The organism is Aeromonas sp. FDAARGOS 1402 (assembly GCF_019046925.1).
Classification (GTDB): domain Bacteria; phylum Pseudomonadota; class Gammaproteobacteria; order Enterobacterales; family Aeromonadaceae; genus Aeromonas; species Aeromonas caviae.
The window spans coordinates 660678-677645 of sequence record NZ_CP077201.1; the positions used below are offsets into that span (position 1 = coordinate 660678).

The window sequence follows — 16968 nt, forward strand, 5'->3', positions numbered from 1 at the left end:
GTAGTCAGGGGGCACACTTTCGCCACAAAGCAGGCGTGCAATGGAGGCATGGACAAGGAGGACATCATGAAACCCGCATCCCTCGTCTGGGCCCTGCCCCTGACCCTCACCCTGCTCTGGCTCGCTGGCCTCACCCAGTGGCCCGCCAGCGTCTGGCCCTGGCGCCACGAACTGCTGATCCTGACCGGTCTGACTGGCCTTGGCGCCATGACCCTCTCTTTGCTGCTCGCCCTGCGCCTGCCCAGGCTCGAAGCCTGGTGCGGCGGGCTGGATCGCATGTTGCACCTGCACCGCAGCAGCGCCCTCTGGGCCACCGGCACCTTGGTGGCCCACTGGCTGCTGGTGGAAGCCCCCAAGTGGGCCGTCGCCGCCGACTGGCTGACCCGGCCGGCGCGCCGCGGTGCTGGTGCTGGTGCTGGTGCTGGTGCTGGTGCTGGCAACGATGCCCTCTGGCACAGCCTCGGCAATACCCTGGGGGAATGGAGTTTCTATCTGCTGCTGGCGCTGGTGGTGGTGAGCCTGCTCGCCGTGGTGCGCTACGAGCGCTTCAAGGTGGTTCACCGGCTGGCCCCGGTCATCTATCTGATGGGCTGGCTGCACGGGCTCTGCCTGCTGCCGCGCATCGGCGCCCTGACCCCGGTCGGCCTGACCCTGCTCATCTGCGGCGGGCTGGGTGCCCTGGGGGCGCTCTACTCCCTGTTTGGCCGGGTGGGCCAAAATGCGCGCCGCCAGGGAAGGGTCAGCACCCTCACCCCTCTGGATGAGCGCACCCTGGAGATCCGGGTCGCCCTGGCATCTCCCCTGCCCGGCTACCGCCCGGGGCAGTTCGCCTTCTTCGACTTCGCCGGGCGCGGCGAGCCCCACCCCTACACCCTGGTCGATGTCTCGGCGGATGGCTGCACCCTGACCCTGGCGGTACGCGCCCTCGGGGATCACACCCGCTGGCTGCACCGCCACCTCAAGGTGGGGGATACGGTCACCGTGACCGGCCCCTATGGCGCCTTCGCCCTGCCGGATCCGGCCCCCGCGCTCTGGGTGGGCGCCGGCATCGGCATCACCCCCTTCGTCGCCTGGCTGGAGGCCCTGGTACGCCGTGGTGAACAACGCCCCGGCACCACCTTGCTGCAATGCGCTCCCAGCGCCGAGGCCGCCCCCTATCACGGTCGGCTGGCCGAGCTGTGCCGCCGGGTCGGGATCGACTACCGGCTGCATCTGGAGTCCGAGCGCGGCCGGCTGGATCTCGCCGCCCTGGGCGAGCGCCAGCACACCCCGGTGTGGTTCTGCGGCCCCGAGCCCATGGCCCACACCCTGGATGCCCATCTGGCCGCCCCGCTGCACCGGGAGCTGTTCCGCTTTCGCTGACGGGCCAGCCGGCGCAGCCAGCCATCGGCAGCGCCATTTTTCTCGGTGCGAGGCGCACTCGGGCCGGCAAACAGCAAGATTGTCCAAGCGAGAGGCACACCCTTGGGGCTAGATTAGGGGGCAGTCTGGTACAGGAGGGAAAGATGGCGCAGGACAACCAGTTCATATTCGCACACAGTCAGCACCTGGCGAGCCTGACTGCGCTGCGGGTCAACATGACGGAATTTCGCTACGACCGTCACGCCCACGAGGAGTACTCCTTCGGGGTCACCCTGGCCGGGCGGCAGAACTTCTTCTGCCACGGTGGAGCCCACTCCAGCCCGGCAGGCAGCGTCATCCAGTTCAATCCCGGGGATGTCCACGACGGCCATGCCGGGGACAACGCCAGCCTCGACTACACCATGCTCTACATTCCGCCCCACGAACTCACTCCGCTGTTTGCCGATGCCGCGGGCGAGCGGGCAATGGGGACCTACCGGTTGTTGCAGCCCCTGGTGCGCGATGAGGCGCTGAGCGCCTGCATCCTCGAGCTGGCCCAGGCGGTGCGCGGCCAGGCCGACAGCATAGAGCAGGAGTTTGCCCTCTATCGCCTCGCCACCCGGGTGATGCAGCAGGCGGGACGTTTTGAGCCCAATGGCCGGGTGAGCCGCATCGATCGCCTCCTGTTGCAGGCCAGGGACTTTATCCACGCCCACTTCCAGCAGGATATCTCCCTGGCCGACATCAGCGCGGCGGCCAACATCTCCAAGTACCACTTCCTGCGGCTGTTTCGCCAGCAGCTTGGCATCACCCCCCATCAATACGTGATCAACTGCCGCATCAATGCCGCCCGGCGCGCCCTGGCCGCCGGAGAGTCGGCGCAGGATCTGGTGTACCGCTACGGTTTCACCGATCTCAGTCACCTCAACCGTCGCTTCAAGCGCATCTATGGCATGACCCCCACCCAATACAGCGCCAGCCTGATCCGCTGAGCCCAAGGAACACCCCATGATTGAGCTTCTCGCCTATGCCATCGGCATCATGTATACCCCAGGCCCCGTCAACCTCATCGGCCTCAATGCAGGCCTGGGCGGCCGCACCCGTGCCTCCCTTGGCTTCTTCCTCGGGGTTGGCATCGCGATGTTCGTGCTCCTGCTGCTCTTTGGCTGGGCGGGCACCCGCCTGGTGCGTGAAGATACCCTGATCTATGTCAGCCTGGTGGGGTGCCTCTATATCGCCTACCTCGCCATCAAGATCGCCAGCGACAGCGGCGAGCTCGGTGCCAGCGAGGCGCCTGCCCGCCCTCTGGGGGTGCGCAGCGGCTTCGTCATCCAGCTGCTCAACCCCAAGGCGATGATCGCCACCCTGCCCATCACCAGCATCCAGTTCCCGGCGGCCCAGATCCACGGCTGGAGCCTGCTGCCCTGGTCCCTGCTGCTCGGCCTGCTGGCCGCCGGCGCCCCCGGCAGCTACTCGATGGCTGGCAGCCTCATCGGACGTCATCTTCAACATCCTCGCTGGTTCAGGTACTTCAACCTGCTGATGGCCGCCCTGCTGCTCTACAGCGCCATCGCCCTGGCCTACCAGCATGTCTACCTGCCGTTGGCCGCCTGAGCAGGTCAATTGCCCATGCCAAAAACGGTAAAACACCACCGATGAAATGGCACTGCAACTGAGAAGACACAGGCTGGGCACTGCTGCACCGGCCTTTTCGGGTCATTTTCGCCATGGGCTGACTATCCTCAACAGGGTCTTGTGCCCGAAGTGACGCTCCCCATGGTTCGCTTCGGTACCAGAGGCAGACCCCTTCCCTCATCGGCGTCAACGCAGCAATACGACGCCATGACCAAAACCCTCATTCGGATATTGATGCAGGTTGAATGAATCAATATCATCTTGCGGCCCCTGGTCATGGATAAGAATGTTGTATGTCCTTTGATAAAAAGCACGGTGAGTTCATCTTCAATGTGCAGGAACACCTGGTCACCTGTGAGCTTATCGGCCCTTTCAATGAAGAGGGTATGCTGGCGTGGATTGCACAGATAAAGTCCGTGGTGAACAGCCTGGACGGTAAGCGTTTCTGCGCCCTGGTGGACCATCGTCAGCATCAGGGGGTGGTGCTCTCCGCCCTGCCCCATCTTCAGGATATTTATGGGTGGCTCGCCCAGAAGAACCTGGTGGCCATCGCCTCCCTCTATTCGGCCAAGGTGCTCCATCACATCGCCCTCTCCTGCCTCTCCCTCACCCACCCGGGCCACATCCAGGCATTCAACGACCCCCAAGAGGCCCTTGCCTGGCTGGATGCCCAATATCGGGCGCAGTAGCCAGCCCGGTCTGGCGTGAGGCTCACTATGTCGCGCACTAGCCAATCCGGCCTGTGTTGATGCGCACTGTGCCGTGACGTCACCGGCCCGCTCTGGTTAAAAAGGCCGGTATCAACTCCCTCAGGTGCCACGCCCGGCAACAACCGATGGCAGAGCCCTCAGCGGCAGCAAATGAGTGTCCGTCTGGAGCGCCGCAGCCTGGGCGACTAGCTGCCCCCGCACGGCAGCATCCCGGCCAATGGGCATCTCCGCCGCCCGCACGCTGCCGCACCAGAAGCTCGCCACCAGTATCAAGGCCCCGGCCAGCCCGTATTTGATCCACGATGTCATCGTCTTGCACCCCTCTCGTTGGCCCTCGCCACCCTGTGGCAAGCAGGCCCATTTATCAGTGGGCAGAAGATAGGGGGGATTTGTGAGGAAAAAATGAGGCTGTGTGAAGCCAAGGTGAAGTCAGTGAAAAATTAGGGGAGACCGGCTGCGAACCACGACAAAGATGGCGATTGGCAATGTGGGGAATGGAGAGAAGCAAAGACTCACCTCATGTAACCACCGCCTTAATGTAGGGACGATTAGCGCAGCGTAATCGTCCGCATACCGCCGCGCCCCGAGTCATGGCAAGACAGACAGGAAACTCTGGGCTCCTGCAGCCTCTCGGCGACCCCTTATCGCGATCGTCCGAATACGCTTCGCCATTCTAACCGAAGGAAAATATCCCTCGATATAAATGAGAGAAATTGAAAAATAAAAACCCTCTTCCCATACCTCTATCTATAGGATTATGCTACGCGAAAGGCTATAGACATTCGAGAAATGTGCTAATCTAGTCAAAAATAAAGACATCCTTGATTAAAGGACTAACTATATGAGTTACATCTATGTATTAAAAAATCCAGTCTACGAGGCATATATTGTAAAGATAGGGAAAACAAAATTAGATCCCTACATTAGAGCCCAACAAATATACTGGGGTGCTACAGGAGTACCAGAGCATTTTGAGATCGCTTTTGTTTGCAAGGTTCCCGACTGTGATTTAGCTGAAAAAAAGATTCATAAGTTACTTTCTTCTTATAGAAAAAACAACAGGAGAGAATTCTTTCATTTACCTGTAGAAGTGGCAAAAACTGCAGTTATTTCAGTTTGCACTGAGTTATTTGGCAGGGATAATATAAGTATTGTTGTAAATGAGAGGGGACAGCGATTCATTAACAACATCAAAACTGAAGAAGACCTAATTGATGAGTTTGAATATAAGATTTCACATTCAATAACATTAAATGAATTCATGCATACGCTCACTCCTTCTCCTATTGGAACAAGTCTTCTCACACAGGAACAAAAACATAGAATAATCCTTATAAACAAGGTCTTTGAAATAGTGTTTCCCCAAAGCAAAAAGGAGACAATAGAAGATTTTTCACGTGACCATAATCCAGACAGAGAAATAAGAATATGGGAGCACATGGCAAAAGCATTCATGAAAGTCAGTGAAAATCCATTTATTAACCATGAATTAAAAAGTGAGGCTTTTGCTTTATTGTTGATGCGTTCAATGAAAAACACAAGTGATGTTTTGCGGGAGCGCAAACTTGTTAGCATTAATGAAAAACAAGCTAGGGCGTTATTAAAAGCATATGAATTAAAACCAAAACCAATAACAGCAACAATAGAATAAAAATACAATACAGAGAGAGCTGGCATTTATATTTTCAGCTAAGACAAACAACTAACTTTCAATGCCACTCTGCTTCACCATGGAGAATTAAATTATACATCATGTGATCTCACACAAGCTAAATAAGCTGAATTCAGCTACTTTCATAATACCCAGCGGCGACAAATTTATTCGCTCATGAGTGAGGAGTATTCATACAGGAACTGACAATACAAAAATAAAACCCACCAGCATAGTTAGTGGGCTTGCTTTTATTATCACCAGACTAACCTTGGCTATTTAGCCCCAGTAACCAATCACCCCAACGGCGGCGTACGTGGCGGCACCATCCGCTTGCTGCCGGTGGACTCGAAGGCCGAGGCGACGCGCAGCAGGTTGTTGTCGTCATAGGCGCGGCCGGCGAAGGTCAGGCCCACCGGCATACCGATATCGGCCATGATGCCCATGGGGACGGTGACGGTCGGCACGCCGAGGTGGCGAATGGCGAGGTTGCCGTTGGCCACCCAGATGCCGTTGCTCCAGGCGATATCGGCGGAGGCCGGATTCACGTCCGCATCGGCCGGGCCCACGTCGGCGACGGTCGGGAACAGCACGGCGTCGAGCTTGAGCCCGTCCATCCAGTCTTCAAGGTCCAGCTTGCGGGTCTGCTCCAGCCCACGCAGGCCGTCCGGCACAGAAGCAATCTCGTCAAAGCGCTTGAGGCCGCGCTTGGCCATCTTGACGTACTCGTCCATGCCCGCCGCCAGATCGCCCTCGCGGTTCGGCAAGGTGCCCGGATCGTGGGGGAAGATCTTCGGCCCATCGACATCGGCAAGCTTGTTGAGTTTGGGATCGCCATTGGCGCGCAGGAAGTCGTCGAACGCCCAGCCGGAGAGCTCCCACAGCTCGTCGTTGAGAAACTCCGGGCTCACGATGCCGCGATTGAACACGGTCGGAGCTCCGGGTCTGTCCCCTTCACAGTTGGAAACCAGCGGGAAGTCCACTTCGATGACTTCGGCGCCGGCGGCTTCCAGCGCCTGACGGGCCTGTTCCCAGAGGGCAATCACGGCCTCGCGGGTATGGATGCGCTGACCGGTCGGGCCGCCGATGCCGGGATTGTCGCTGGTGCCCGCCAGTTCATCCTTGTTGATAAACATGCGCGGCACGCCGAGGCGCTTGCCCTTGAGGGCATCGGCCTTGGCAGCCAGCTCCAGATAGGAAGCCGGACGCACCTCGGAGGCCTTGGGCAGTTGCACCCAGGGCTGCATGCGCCAGAGATCACCACGAGTCTCGGCATCGTCGGCGACGACCACATCCAGCACTTCCAGCAGATCGGCCATGGTGCGGGCATAGGGCACGACGACATCCATGGTCGGGGTCAGGGGCCAGTTGCCGCGCACCGAAATCACGCCACGGGACGGGGTGTAGGCACAGAGGCCGTTGTTGGAGGCAGGCCCCCGGCCGCTCGACCAGGTCTCTTCCGCCAGACCGAAGGCGGCGAAGCTGGCCGCGGTGGCGGTACCGGCGCCGTTGGAGGAGCCGGAGGCAAAGGGCGCGGTCAGGTAGTCGGCGTTGTAGGGGCTCTCGGCACGGCCATAGACGCCGCGCTGCATGCCGCCATTGGCCATCGGCGGCATATTGGTCTTGCCAAGGCAGATGGCACCGGCGGCGCGCAGGCGCTCGACGGTAAAGGCATCGCGCTGGGCCACCAGATCCTTGAAGGCCGGGCTGCCGGAAGCGGCGGTCAGCCCCTTGACCAGATAGCTGTCCTTGGCGGTGTAGGGGATGCCGTCGAGCGGCCCCAGGGTTTCCCCACGGGCGCGGCGGGCATCGGAAGCCTCGGCCTCTTTCAGGGCATCGGGGTTGGGCACCACGACGGCATTGAGGCGGGTTTGTGTCTCGGGGCCGTCATAGGCGGCGATCCGGGCCTGATAGGCCTCGACCAGTTCGACCGCGGTGGTGCGGCCTGATTCGAGCGCAGCACGCAGCTCGGCAATGGAAACCTCGGTCACTTCGATCATCTGGGATCTCCTGTAAAAGGGTGACTGTTTGTCATGATGATCGCCGCATCGGCGCCTGCGACCATCACACCATCAAGAGATAAAACCCCACGGCGTGGGGTTTTGAATACCAACCTCGGCTGGCTTGGAACAGGTTCTTACTTGCCAGAAGGAATTTGCTGAGTAATGCAGTGGATATTGCCACCCCCCAGCAGGATCTCCCGGGCCGGCACGCCGACCACGGTGTGCTCCGGGAAGATCTCTTCCAGAATGCGCTGGGCTTCGCCGTCGGTGGCGGCATCCAGCAGCGGATAGACGATGCTGCCGTTGGTGATGAGGAAGTTCACGTAGGAACCGGCCAGACGGCCTTCTGCCTCGCGCGGCACACCGCTGCCGCTCTCGACGCCGGCAGACTCCTCCTCTGTGCAGTAGAGCGGACCCGGCTGGGGCAGCTTCCACACTTTCAGCTTGCGCCCCTTGGCATCGACCGCCGCTTCCAGCACCTGGAGGGCAGCCACGGAGCGGGCGTACTGGGGATCGTTCTCGTCATCGGTCCAGTGCAGGGCCACTTCACCCGGGCGCACGAAGCAGCACATGTTGTCGATGTGGCCGTCGGTTTCATCCATGTAGACCCCTTCGTCCAGCCAGATAAAGCTGGTGACGCTCAGATAGTCGCGCAGGTAAGCTTCGATCTGCGCTTTGGTCAGGTGCGGGTTGCGGTTTTCGTTGAGCAGGCACTCGGCGGTGGTCAGGCAGGTGCCTTCGCCATCCACATGGATGGAGCCCCCTTCCAGAATGAGCGGCGCGTCGTAACGATCCATGCCGTGCTGTTCCAGCATCCGGGCAGCGACCTCTTCATCCTGGTTCCACGGGTAGTAGAGACCACCCTTGTGGCCGCCCCAGGCGTTGAAGCCCCAGTCCACCCCACGGCACTCGCCTGCGGCGTTGGTGACGATGGTGGGGCCGGTATCGCGGGCCCAGCAGTCATCGCTGGCCATCTCCACCAGGGTGACGTGGGCGGGCATGATGGCGCGGGCCTGCTCCATAAACTGGGCCGGTACCCCCATAAACACAGGAGTGGCCTGCCCGATGGCATCCGCCACCTTGGCGAAGGTGGCCTGGGCGAAGCGACCGGCTTCCCGCCAGTTGTCCGGGCGGAACGGCCAGATCATCCAGACGGCCTGCTGGTGAGCCCACTCGGCGGGCATGGTGAAGCCGTCGGCGGCCGGCGTGGAATTCATGGTCTTGATGCTCATCGCAAGGCTCCTTGCATGGATTGAGGCCCCCGATTTGCCTGGGAACCCTGAAAAAAATAAGAGTGGGTCGCAGTGTAAGAAGTTGCGCGCCCATCCATCAAATGAATAGGATTAATTGTCCCATAAACACGGCGAATAATCCCCCCATGAAACTGCACCAGCTCGACCTCAATCTGCTGCTCGCCTTTGACGCCCTGATGACGCAAGGGAGCGTGACCCGCGCCGCCGAATCGCTCTTTATCAGCCAGCCCGCCATGAGCCACTCCCTCGGCCGGTTGCGGGCCTTTCTCGGCGACCCGCTGCTGGTGCGCACGCCCCAGGGGATGTTGCCGACTCCCCGGGCCCAGCGCCTGCATCTGGGGGTGCAGCAGGCGCTGCGGCTGCTGGAGCAGCAACTCTGGGAGGAGGACGAGTTCGCGCCACGCCAGTCGAAGCGCCGCTTCGTGCTCTGCACCACGGATTACGTGGAGTGCGTGCTGATCCCGCCCCTTATCCAGCGCCTCAGGAAGCTGGCGCCGGGCGTCACCATCGAGATCCGCATCCTGCGCGATACCCTGCCCGAAGCCGAGCTGGCGAGCGGCGAGATAGATCTCGTGCTGGGGTTTGACGAGTACATGCAGGTGCCGGGGTATCTGGGCAAGGAGACCTGGCTCACCGAACCCCTGGCCGGGCTGGTGCGTGCCACCCTGGAGCTGGAGGAGGAGCGCATCACCCTCGACCAGCTAATCGAGATGCCCCATGTGTTCCACTCACCGCTCGGCACCTCGGAGGCGAGCCTCGACCGCTATTTGCAGAGCCTGGGCCATAGCCGCACCATCTCGGTCAACAGCCAGAGCTATATGTCCGCCGCCGCCATCGTGAGCCAGAGCGACCACCTCTTGGTACTGCCCAGCATGGTGGCCGAGCTGCTCGCCAGCCACTGGCCGCTGAAAAGCCTGCCCCTGCCCGACGACGTGCCGGACTATCACCTCAACTGCGTCTGGCACCCGGTCCACGCCCAGCAACCGGCGTTGATCTGGTTGAAGGCGTTGATGAAGGATCTGGTGAATCCGGGCTAAGCGGCAGCGGCTGGCATACCAAAGCAGCATGCGCAGCAGCCGGCCCAGGTGTGGCTCAAGCATCTGATGAAAGAGCTGGTGACTCCTGAATAACCCGACGGCGTGTGACTCCCCCCTCATCCCCAACCCTTCTCCCGCAAGGGGAGAAGGGAGCGGATCTGCGCCACTGGCAGCATCGCAAACAACCTGTCTGCTAGGGCGGAACACATCCCACCAGCACATCGACCTGTCGATTCATCAGTTCAATGTCACACCACACCACGATGGCCCCGAGATGACCAACAAAATGACAACTGTCACTCTATCTGTCCCCTCTCCCTCTGGGAGAGGGTCAGGGTGAGGGGACGCCACCCACTCAGTCACCAGACCGGGGAATGACTATATCTAATAGGGTCAAACAGCTCTGGATAGGCACCATGAGAACCCATCCGTTTGCCAAGCGCATGAGGCGAGAAGCCACCCTTGCCGAACAGAAGCTGTGGCTGCAATTGCGCGACCGCCGTCTGGCCGGGGTGAAATTCCGTCGCCAGATGCCCATCGGGCCCTACATTGTCGATTTCATCTCTCTTGAGCAGAGGTTGATCATCGAGGTAGATGGGTCACAGCACAACGAACCGGCCGGACGGCAACATGATGGCGCGAGAACGGCCTACCTCAATCAGCAGGGCTTTCGGGTGGTCCGGGTGTGGAATAACGATGTATTGAGTCGGATGGAGGCCGTACTGGAACTTCTTTTGCTCTCTTTGCGCTGAGCACGAGCCCTCCCCCTCATCCCCAACCCTTCTCCCATTCTTTTGTAAATAAGTGGGAGAAGGGAGCAAACAACCCAGCGGCGTGTGGCATCCCCAGCAACAACCATGGCTCCCGCAAGGGGAGAAGGGAGCAAACAACCCGGTGGCGTGTGGCATCCCCAGAAACAACCATGACTCCCGCAAGGGGAGAAGGGGGCAAAACCCCTGCTGCGAGGGGCATTCCCAGCAACAACAAAGGCTCCCGCGGGAGCCTTTGTTGTTTCCATCCTCGCCATCACGCCCGCAGGGCGCTCATCATCCGGGCGACGACACCGGCCAGCAGAGGGCGGTCGGGGTGGCACTGGGCGAAGGTGACCAGTCCCTGGATATGGACCTGCAAGAAGGCGGTCAGGGTGGGGATGTCCCCCTCTTTTGCCAGCTCTCCCTGCGCCTTTGCCAGGGCCAGCTGCCCGGCCAGATCCTGTTCCAGCTCGCCGTAGATGGCCTTGAAGCGAAGGTGCAGCTCCTCATCCTGCTCCGCCAGCTCCATCAGGGTGCGGGTCAGCAGGCAGGAGCCCTGCAGGGCATCGTCCACCACCTGCTCGAGGTAGGCGTGCAGCCCCGCCAGCGGGCTGGGCTGTGCCAGGCAGCGGCGGCGCAGGGCCCCCTTCTCTGCCACATAGTGATCGACCGCCGCCAGCAGCAGGCCGCGCTTGTTGCCAAAGGCGGCATAGAGGCTGCCCGGGTGCAGGCCGGTTGCGGCCACCAGCTCCTGCATGGTGGTCTTGGCATAGCCTTTGGCGCGAAAGGCTTCCATGGCGTTTCGCAAGACGGCATCCCGATCGTATTCGGCGCTGCGCATGGGGTCTCCGGTGGCAAGGTCCCGCAGGACGGAAAAAACAGGGCGGCAAGTTTACCCCAGCCTCCCCCGTCAATCCATGTTGAATGCTTGCTCAAAAAATACTTGCACACAAACCAAAAAACGTCTTGAATGCCCGTTCAAGAATCACTCCCTCAGGACAGACGATCATGAATACCCTGTTTCAGCCCTATCGCCTCAACGACACCCTCACCCTCGCGAACCGTTTCATGATGGCCCCCCTCACCCGCTGCATGGCGGGCCCGGGTCTGGTGCCCACCGAACAGATGGCCGCCTACTACGGCCGCCGCGCTGACATCGGTCTCATCATCTCCGAAGCCACCATCATCCGTCCGGACGGGCAGGGCTACCCCAATACCCCTGGGCTCTACAGCGCCGAACAGATCGCCGGCTGGAAGAAAGTGACCAGCGCCGTGCATGCCAACGGCGGCAAGATCTTTGCCCAACTGTGGCACGTGGGCCGTCTCTCCCACCCCTTCTTCCACCACGCCGAAGTGCTGGCCCCCTCCGCCGTCGCCCATGAGGGCACGGTGCCGCGCATGCGCGAGCTGGTCTATCAAGTGCCCCGCGCCCTGACCGGGAGCGAAATCGCCCAGCTGGTCGAGGATTACGCCCAGGCCGCCGCCAACGCCATCGAGGCGGGCTTTGACGGGGTGGAGATCCACGGTGCCAACGGCTACCTCATCGATCAGTTCCTGCACCACGCCAGCAACCTGCGCACCGACAACTACGGCGGCAGCCCCGAGAACATGAGCCGCTTCGCGCTGGAGGTGGTGGATGCCATCAATGCCCGCATCGGCGGGGATCGGGTGGGCCTGCGTCTCTCCCCCGGCGCCTATGTGCACCTGGAAGGGGATGCCCGGGATCGCGCCGTGTTCGACCACCTGCTGGCCGAGCTGAACCAGCGCACTCTGGCCTATCTGCACCTGGGCATCTTCGATGACAGCCTCACCTTCGACTACCTGGACGGCCGCGCCTCCGACTACCTGCGTGCCCGCTACGACGGCCACCTGGTGGGGGTGGGCAACTACAGCGCCGAGACCGCGCTCGAGGCCATCGAGGCGGACCGCTTCGACCTCGTCGCCATCGGTCGCCCCCTCATCGCCAACCCGGACTACCTCGCCAAGGTGAAGCAGGGAGAGGCGCTGACCCCCTATGCCGACACCATGCTGGCGGAACTGGTCTAACCCTCGCCGGCGCCTTGCCTGACCAAGGATGGGATCCGCGCCCCCGCGCGGGTTTCCAATGTTTGGGCCCTCTCCCGGGCCCTTTTTTCTGCCTGTCTTTCGCCCTTTTTCACGCAAATGGTTGTCATCAACAACCAAAAGATGGTATTGGTTGCGTACAACAACCAAATACCATCACTAGGAGACAACCCCATGGATCCCCGCCCCCTGCGCGCCCTGTCGAGGGAACTGGTACGCGAACTCGGCATGCTCTCCCAGCAGTGCGGCTCGCTGGCCCTGAGCCCCCTGGAGGCCCACCTGCTCATCGAGCTGGAGAACGGTCCCGCCACCAACCAGCAGCTTGCCGAGCGCCTTCGCATCGACAAGTCCAACGCCAGCCGCCCCCTGGCCCGCCTCGCCGAACGGGAGCTTATCGCCTGGCAACCCCACCCCTCGGACGGGCGCAGCAAGGAGGCGAGCCTCACAGCGCCGGGCAAGGCACAGCTTGAGGAGCTGCACCGGCAGATGGACGAGACCATGGCGGGGGCCCTGGCCCAGCTCTCCCCCGCCGAGTGCGAGCAGATCTGGGAGGGCATGCGGCTCTATCGCAGCGCCCTCTCCCGCGCCCGCCGCCAACAGGGGTTCGTCATCCGCCCCATCACCCCGGCCGACAATCCCCGGATCGCCGCCGTGGTGCGCGCCGTCTCCGCCGAATACGGCCTCACCGCCGACAAGGGGTACGGGGTGGCGGATCCCAACCTCGATTTTCTCCACGAGACCTATCAGGGGGAGCGTAGCCGCTACTGGGTGATTGAGGGACCGGACGGCACCATTCTTGGCGGGGGCGGCATAGCGCCGCTGGCGGGGGCACCGGATGTGTGCGAACTGCAGAAGATGTACTTCCTGCCCGCCCTGCGAGGGCTGGGGCTGGGACGGCGGCTGGTGTTGCAGGCGCTGGCCGAGGCTCGCGCCCTGGGTTACCAGCGCTGCTATCTGGAGACCACCGCCGTGCTGCGGGAAGCCACCGCCCTCTATGAATCCCTGGGCTTCGAACACCTGCCGGGGCCCCTTGGCTGCACGGGCCACGACGCCTGCGAGATCTGCATGGTGCTGGCCCTCGACGGGAAGGAGGGGAGATGAGTGAACCAACCCGACTCTCTGTCGGCATACGAGATGTCAGCTTCGGTGAAAGGGTGAGGCTGGTTGAGCCTGTCAATCTCTACGGCTGTACCCTGGCTGACGATGTCTTTGTCGGCCCCTTCGTGGAGATACAGTCGAACGTCTCCATAGGTCGCGCAACCCGCATCCAGTCCCACAGCTTTATCTGTGAGCATGTGACCATAGGTGAGCGCTGTTTTATCGGTCACGGCGTCATGTTTGCCAATGACCTCTTTCAAAGCGGCGCCCCCGACCCGGATCCCGCCAGTTGGGGCCGAACCCACATCGGGGATGGGGTATCCATCGGTTCAAACGCCACCATTTTGCCGGTACGGATATGCCAGGGAGCCGTCATCGGTGCCAGCGCAGTGGTGACCCGGAACATCACTGTCCCTGGCACCTATGCCGGTAACCCCGCCAGATTGCTGCGTACTTTCTAGCGAGAAACGCCAATTACCCCCTCACCCCCTTTCTCCCGCAAGGGTAGAAGGGGGCCGGACAGGCAATCTGTCGATACCCCGCAAGTCCGATCACCCCGTATCACGGCCCCTGGCTGACACCGCGCCTCCCCAGAAGAGCGCTTGCCATTCATCTCATGGACAGTGACACATAACGCCTGTCAGGCTCCAACCCGCTGGGTATAGTGATCAAAGGCGATTACCTTTTGATACCCCTCTGATTCATAAAGTAATTTTGCAGGTTGATTGGAGACAGCCGTCGCCAGTTTGACGGTCAGGGCATCTGTCTCCCTGGCAAAGCTGGCCACCCGTTTCAGCAGCGCTCTTGCTACACCCTGCTGGCGAGCAGACTCGACGACATAAAGATCATTGAGGTACCACATCCTCTTCATCGCGACGGAAGAGAATGCCGGATACAACTGGACAAAGCCTGCCCACTCTCCCGCCTCGTTGCGTGCCAGAAAGATAACTGAATCCGCCCCCTGAAGGCGTTCTCCGATGAATCGGGTTGCCTCATCACTGTCCGGCGCTTGCCCATAAAACTGCCGATAGGCATCAAACAGACGGCTGGTTTCTTCAATGTGGGCCAACGTGGCCTGGAATATCTGCATGGCATTTCCTTGTCACCCTTCCCTGCACAGCGGTGCAATAGGATGGGGCCGTATGGCAAATACAGTGTCGGGTTTAAGAGGGGAAATAGAACCAGGCGGTCTGGATAAGACCCTCCTTCACCTCGAACACCGCCACGCTCTCGATGGGCTCGGGGGAAAGGCCGTGGATCTTCTCGTGATCAAACACCTTGTTGCCCAAGACGGTGCGTGACAGCAGCTCGGCCTTGAGCAGCGGGTTGTTGAATCTGTGCTGTGCATAGAAGGCCCGCAGCGCCCCCTTGCCGACTGTGCTCGGCGTCTCGGTCGGCATGCGATAGCCTTTGAAATCCGGGGCAAAGCAGGCCACGAAGGCATCGAGATCGCGGGCATTGTAGGCGGCAAACTGCGCCTCTACGGGTTGGGTGACGGACATGTCTCTCTCCATGAATGAAATTTAAATCACTTATCCTTGATTTTTATTCACCCATCAAGCCCCGGATGGGGATCGCCGCCCCTTCCAATGAAACGCCCCATAACAAAAAACCCCGCCGAAGCGGGGTCTCTCTGGTCATCAGCCACCCGCAGGGTGCGGGCGGGGTGATCAGTGTTCGCGGGTCTGGCGGAAGTGAACGTCCGGGTGACGCTCCTGGGCCAGGCGCAGGTTGACCATGGTCGGCGCGATGTAGGTGAGGTTGTCACCACCATCGAGGGCCAGGTTGACCTCGTTCTTGCGCTTGAACTCCTCGAACTTCTTGACGTCGGTCCCTTCCACCCAGCGGGCGGTGGCGACGTTGACCGCCTCGTAGATGGCCTCGACGTTGTACTCGCTCTTCAGACGAGAAACCACCACGTCGAACTGCAGCACACCGACCGCACCAACGATGAGATCGTTGCTGATGAGCGGACGGAACACCTGCACCGCCCCCTCTTCGGAGAGCTGCACCAACCCCTTGAGCAGTTGCTTCTGCTTGAGGGGGTCACGCAGGCGGATACGGCGGAACAGTTCCGGCGCGAAGTTCGGGATGCCGGTGAACTTGAGATCTTCACCCTGGGTGAAGGTGTCGCCGATCTGGATGGTGCCGTGGTTGTGCAGACCGATGATGTCGCCGGCACAGGCTTCGACCGCCTGTTCACGGTCACCGGCCATGAAGGTGACGGCGTCGGAGATGTTCACGTCCTTGCCGATGCGCACGTGGCGCATCTTCATGCCCTTGCTGTAAGTACCTGACACGATACGCATAAAGGCGATACGGTCGCGGTGTTTCGGGTCCATGTTCGCCTGGATCTTGAACACGAAACCGGAGAACTTCTCCTCGGTGGCCACCACTTCGCGGCTCTCGGCCTTGCGCGGCATGGGGGCTGGCGCCCAGTCGGTCAGGCCGTCCAGCATGTGGTCGACACCGAAGTTGCCAAGGGCGGTCCCGAAGAAGACCGGGGTCATCTCGCCGGCGATGAAGGCATCGTGATCGAACTCGGGAGAGGCGCCCTGCACCAGCTCCAGCTCGCCACGCAGCTGGGCAGCCAGATCTTCGCCGATGGCGGCATCCAGCTCGGGGTTGTTCAACCCCTTGACCACCCGCTTCTCCTGGATGGTGTGGCCCTGACCGCTCTGATACAGGTAGGTCTCGTCCTTGTAGAGGTGATAGACCCCCTTGAAGGACTTGCCACAGCCGATGGGCCAGGTGATGGGGGCGCACATGATGTTGAGCTCGCGCTCCACCTCGTCCATGACCTCCATCGGATCGCGCACTTCGCGGTCCAGCTTGTTCATGAAGGTGAGGATGGGGGTGTCGCGCAGCCGGGTCACTTCCATCAGCTTGCGGGTCCGGTCTTCAACACCCTTGGCGGCGTCGATGACCATCAGGCAGCAGTCGACCGCCGTGAGGGTACGGTAGGTATCTTCGGAGAAGTCCTCGTGACCCGGGGTATCGAGCAGGTTGACCAGGCAGTCGGCGTAGGGGAACTGCATCACGGAAGTGGTGATGGAGATACCGCGCTGCTTCTCCATCTCCATCCAGTCGGATTTGGCGTGCTGGCCCGAGCCACGGCCCTTGACGGTACCGGCGCGCTGAATGGCCTGTCCGAACAGCAGGACCTTTTCGGTGATGGTGGTTTTACCCGCATCCGGGTGCGAGATGATCGCAAAAGTGCGTCTCTTGGAGACTTCACTCAGAAATTCAGCTGACATAATTCGACGTTCTTCTATTGAGCGGCGGCCTGGAGCCACCGTGGGAAAAATGCGGGACAGCACCTTGGAATCAGGGCGCCCATGCAGACAACGACACCACGCGGGCGGGTCAGTGACCGCCGGTGGAGACAGGAGAAGCGCGTTGCATTACATGGGTCTGGCCCCGG

17 protein-coding genes are annotated in these 16968 nt (G+C 61.1%); 10 read left to right on the plus strand and 7 right to left on the minus strand.

Annotated features, from left to right (window positions below; genetic code table 11):
• Positions 1-48 precede the first annotated feature (48 nt).
• From I6L32_RS03095 to I6L32_RS03110, 4 genes are all read left to right on the plus strand, one after another.
• Positions 49-1362 carry a ferric reductase-like transmembrane domain-containing protein gene (locus I6L32_RS03095; protein WP_216944679.1) on the plus strand — a complete coding sequence of 438 codons (1314 nt, stop codon included), beginning with the start codon at positions 49-51 and terminating at the stop codon, positions 1360-1362.
• A gap of 143 nt (positions 1363-1505) precedes the next feature.
• Complete coding sequence (locus tag I6L32_RS03100) at positions 1506-2333, plus strand: AraC family transcriptional regulator (RefSeq protein ID WP_010672934.1); 828 nt, start codon at positions 1506-1508, stop codon at positions 2331-2333.
• 16 nt (positions 2334-2349) lie between these two features.
• A complete protein-coding gene (locus I6L32_RS03105; protein WP_069652482.1) occupies positions 2350-2955 on the plus strand; it encodes a LysE family translocator in 606 nt (201 codons plus the stop codon).
• Between the two features lie 314 nt (positions 2956-3269).
• Entirely contained in the window at positions 3270-3665 is a 396-nt protein-coding gene (locus tag I6L32_RS03110; protein ID WP_216944680.1) for a hypothetical protein, read from the plus strand.
• A gap of 120 nt (positions 3666-3785) precedes the next feature.
• Here I6L32_RS03110 and I6L32_RS03115 read toward each other — a convergent pair whose 3' ends face one another.
• On the minus strand, positions 3786-3995 hold the full coding sequence (locus I6L32_RS03115; RefSeq protein ID WP_216944681.1) for a hypothetical protein: 210 nt from the start codon (positions 3993-3995) through the stop codon (positions 3786-3788).
• Between the two features lie 532 nt (positions 3996-4527).
• On the opposite strand from I6L32_RS03115, the gene I6L32_RS03120 reads away from it, so the two are divergent.
• Positions 4528-5337 (plus strand): GIY-YIG nuclease family protein, encoded by an 810-nt coding sequence (locus I6L32_RS03120; protein WP_216944682.1) that lies wholly within the window; start codon positions 4528-4530, stop codon positions 5335-5337.
• A gap of 296 nt (positions 5338-5633) precedes the next feature.
• Here I6L32_RS03120 and I6L32_RS03125 read toward each other — a convergent pair whose 3' ends face one another.
• Positions 5634-7337, minus strand: a complete 1704-nt coding sequence (locus I6L32_RS03125; RefSeq protein WP_216944683.1) for an amidase — start codon at positions 7335-7337, stop codon at positions 5634-5636.
• A gap of 137 nt (positions 7338-7474) precedes the next feature.
• Positions 7475-8572: an agmatine deiminase gene (gene aguA, locus I6L32_RS03130; RefSeq protein WP_216944684.1), complete on the minus strand. Its 1098-nt coding sequence runs from the start codon at positions 8570-8572 to the stop codon at positions 7475-7477.
• 146 nt (positions 8573-8718) lie between these two features.
• Between aguA and I6L32_RS03135 the strand changes: the two genes are divergently transcribed.
• Together I6L32_RS03135 and I6L32_RS03140 are read left to right on the plus strand one after the other, a co-directional pair.
• Positions 8719-9630, plus strand: a complete 912-nt coding sequence (locus tag I6L32_RS03135; protein ID WP_048206938.1) for a LysR family transcriptional regulator — start codon at positions 8719-8721, stop codon at positions 9628-9630.
• Positions 9631-10046: 416 nt separating this feature from the next.
• On the plus strand, positions 10047-10382 hold the full coding sequence (locus I6L32_RS03140; protein ID WP_216944685.1) for an endonuclease domain-containing protein: 336 nt from the start codon (positions 10047-10049) through the stop codon (positions 10380-10382).
• 274 nt (positions 10383-10656) lie between these two features.
• Here I6L32_RS03140 and I6L32_RS03145 read toward each other — a convergent pair whose 3' ends face one another.
• A complete protein-coding gene (locus tag I6L32_RS03145; protein ID WP_069652476.1) occupies positions 10657-11223 on the minus strand; it encodes a TetR/AcrR family transcriptional regulator in 567 nt (188 codons plus the stop codon).
• A 167-nt stretch (positions 11224-11390) separates the two neighbouring features.
• Here I6L32_RS03145 and I6L32_RS03150 point away from each other — a divergent pair, with 167 nt between their 5' ends.
• From I6L32_RS03150 to I6L32_RS03160, 3 genes are all read left to right on the plus strand, one after another.
• On the plus strand, positions 11391-12428 hold the full coding sequence (locus I6L32_RS03150) for an alkene reductase (RefSeq protein WP_216944686.1): 1038 nt from the start codon (positions 11391-11393) through the stop codon (positions 12426-12428).
• Positions 12429-12620: 192 nt separating this feature from the next.
• Positions 12621-13547, plus strand: coding sequence for a bifunctional helix-turn-helix transcriptional regulator/GNAT family N-acetyltransferase (locus I6L32_RS03155; protein WP_216944687.1), 927 nt, complete (start codon positions 12621-12623; stop codon positions 13545-13547).
• A complete protein-coding gene (locus tag I6L32_RS03160; RefSeq protein ID WP_216944688.1) occupies positions 13544-14005 on the plus strand; it encodes an acyltransferase in 462 nt (153 codons plus the stop codon). The genes I6L32_RS03155 and I6L32_RS03160 overlap by 4 nt, the downstream gene beginning before the upstream one ends.
• A gap of 179 nt (positions 14006-14184) precedes the next feature.
• Here the strand turns inward: I6L32_RS03160 and I6L32_RS03165 are convergent, their stop codons facing one another.
• The 3 genes from I6L32_RS03165 to prfC form a co-directional block, all read right to left on the minus strand.
• Positions 14185-14634, minus strand: a complete 450-nt coding sequence (locus I6L32_RS03165) for an N-acetyltransferase (RefSeq protein WP_216944689.1) — start codon at positions 14632-14634, stop codon at positions 14185-14187.
• Positions 14635-14707: 73 nt separating this feature from the next.
• Positions 14708-15046: a nuclear transport factor 2 family protein gene (locus I6L32_RS03170; protein ID WP_216944690.1), complete on the minus strand. Its 339-nt coding sequence runs from the start codon at positions 15044-15046 to the stop codon at positions 14708-14710.
• A 168-nt stretch (positions 15047-15214) separates the two neighbouring features.
• Entirely contained in the window at positions 15215-16804 is a 1590-nt protein-coding gene (prfC, locus tag I6L32_RS03175; RefSeq protein ID WP_103255304.1) for a peptide chain release factor 3, read from the minus strand.
• Positions 16805-16968 lie beyond the last annotated feature (164 nt).

What these genes read in the sequence shown, in the direction of transcription:
- I6L32_RS03095 (WP_216944679.1), top strand. Translation starts at nt 49, where the DNA reads ATGGACAAGGAGGACATCATGAAACCCGCATCCCTCGTCTGGGCCCTG.
- aguA (WP_216944684.1), bottom strand. Translation starts at nt 8,572, where the DNA reads ATGAGCATCAAGACCATGAATTCCACGCCGGCCGCCGACGGCTTCACC.
- I6L32_RS03115 (WP_216944681.1), bottom strand. Translation starts at nt 3,995, where the DNA reads ATGACATCGTGGATCAAATACGGGCTGGCCGGGGCCTTGATACTGGTG.
- I6L32_RS03120 (WP_216944682.1), top strand. Translation starts at nt 4,528, where the DNA reads ATGAGTTACATCTATGTATTAAAAAATCCAGTCTACGAGGCATATATT.
- I6L32_RS03140 (WP_216944685.1), top strand. Translation starts at nt 10,047, where the DNA reads ATGAGAACCCATCCGTTTGCCAAGCGCATGAGGCGAGAAGCCACCCTT.
- I6L32_RS03155 (WP_216944687.1), top strand. Translation starts at nt 12,621, where the DNA reads ATGGATCCCCGCCCCCTGCGCGCCCTGTCGAGGGAACTGGTACGCGAA.
- I6L32_RS03100 (WP_010672934.1), top strand. Translation starts at nt 1,506, where the DNA reads ATGGCGCAGGACAACCAGTTCATATTCGCACACAGTCAGCACCTGGCG.
- I6L32_RS03150 (WP_216944686.1), top strand. Translation starts at nt 11,391, where the DNA reads ATGAATACCCTGTTTCAGCCCTATCGCCTCAACGACACCCTCACCCTC.
- I6L32_RS03105 (WP_069652482.1), top strand. Translation starts at nt 2,350, where the DNA reads ATGATTGAGCTTCTCGCCTATGCCATCGGCATCATGTATACCCCAGGC.
- I6L32_RS03160 (WP_216944688.1), top strand. Translation starts at nt 13,544, where the DNA reads ATGAGTGAACCAACCCGACTCTCTGTCGGCATACGAGATGTCAGCTTC.
- I6L32_RS03165 (WP_216944689.1), bottom strand. Translation starts at nt 14,634, where the DNA reads ATGCAGATATTCCAGGCCACGTTGGCCCACATTGAAGAAACCAGCCGT.
- I6L32_RS03135 (WP_048206938.1), top strand. Translation starts at nt 8,719, where the DNA reads ATGAAACTGCACCAGCTCGACCTCAATCTGCTGCTCGCCTTTGACGCC.
- I6L32_RS03125 (WP_216944683.1), bottom strand. Translation starts at nt 7,337, where the DNA reads ATGATCGAAGTGACCGAGGTTTCCATTGCCGAGCTGCGTGCTGCGCTC.
- I6L32_RS03110 (WP_216944680.1), top strand. Translation starts at nt 3,270, where the DNA reads ATGTCCTTTGATAAAAAGCACGGTGAGTTCATCTTCAATGTGCAGGAA.
- I6L32_RS03170 (WP_216944690.1), bottom strand. Translation starts at nt 15,046, where the DNA reads ATGTCCGTCACCCAACCCGTAGAGGCGCAGTTTGCCGCCTACAATGCC.
- I6L32_RS03145 (WP_069652476.1), bottom strand. Translation starts at nt 11,223, where the DNA reads ATGCGCAGCGCCGAATACGATCGGGATGCCGTCTTGCGAAACGCCATG.